This is a genomic window from Streptomyces endocoffeicus, assembly GCF_016741935.1.
Taxonomy (GTDB): domain Bacteria; phylum Actinomycetota; class Actinomycetes; order Streptomycetales; family Streptomycetaceae; genus Streptomyces; species Streptomyces endocoffeicus.
The window spans coordinates 1-595 of the sequence record NZ_JAERRG010000200.1 but is presented as its reverse complement, the minus strand read 5'-3'; the positions used below and the strand labels follow the sequence as shown (position 1 = coordinate 595).

Annotated in this window: 1 protein-coding gene; it reads right to left on the bottom strand. The window is 68.7% G+C overall.

From position 1 onward, the window contains the following. Nucleotides 1-567: Clp protease N-terminal domain-containing protein (locus JK364_RS54575; RefSeq protein ID WP_307841741.1), on the bottom strand; the 567-nt coding region annotated here is incomplete at its 3' end. Nucleotides 568-595 lie beyond the last annotated feature (28 nt).

Below are 595 nucleotides of genomic sequence, written 5' to 3'. Positions count from 1 at the left end.
ATCCCGCCCGATCACCGGGTCCAGCTTGCCCGAACGGGCCTCCAGCACCAGATCCCGCCCGTACTTCTCCAGCGCCTCATACGCCACCTCCGGATTGGCCGAGGTAACCCGCTGACTGCCACGCACCTGCGTGAGCGCGTGCAAGAACGCGTCCTTGGTGACGCCGTGCTCCTTGAGCACCCGCCCCGCCGCGGTGGCGGACCCCTCCTCGGCGAGCGCGAGCACCAGATGCTCCACCGAGACGTACTCGTCCTTCAGGCGCATGGCCTCCCGCTCGGCAGTGTCCAACAACTGGGCCAGGCGCTGGGTGATGAAGACCTGTCCGGGGGCGGCGCCGGGGCCGGTGACCTTGGGCTTGCGCGCCAGCTCGGCCTCCAGCATCGAGCGCATCGCCTCGGGGTCGGCGCCCACCTGGGTGACCAGTCGCGGGATCAGACCCTCCGGCTGGTCGAGGAGTGCGAACAGCAGGTGCTCGCCGTCGACTTCGGTGTGCCCGAACCGCATCGCAGTGGTCTGGGCGTTCTGGAGGGCTTCCTGGGACTTCTCGGTGAGACGGTTCATGTCCATGGCGGTTGATCACTCCTCACGCCGCTGC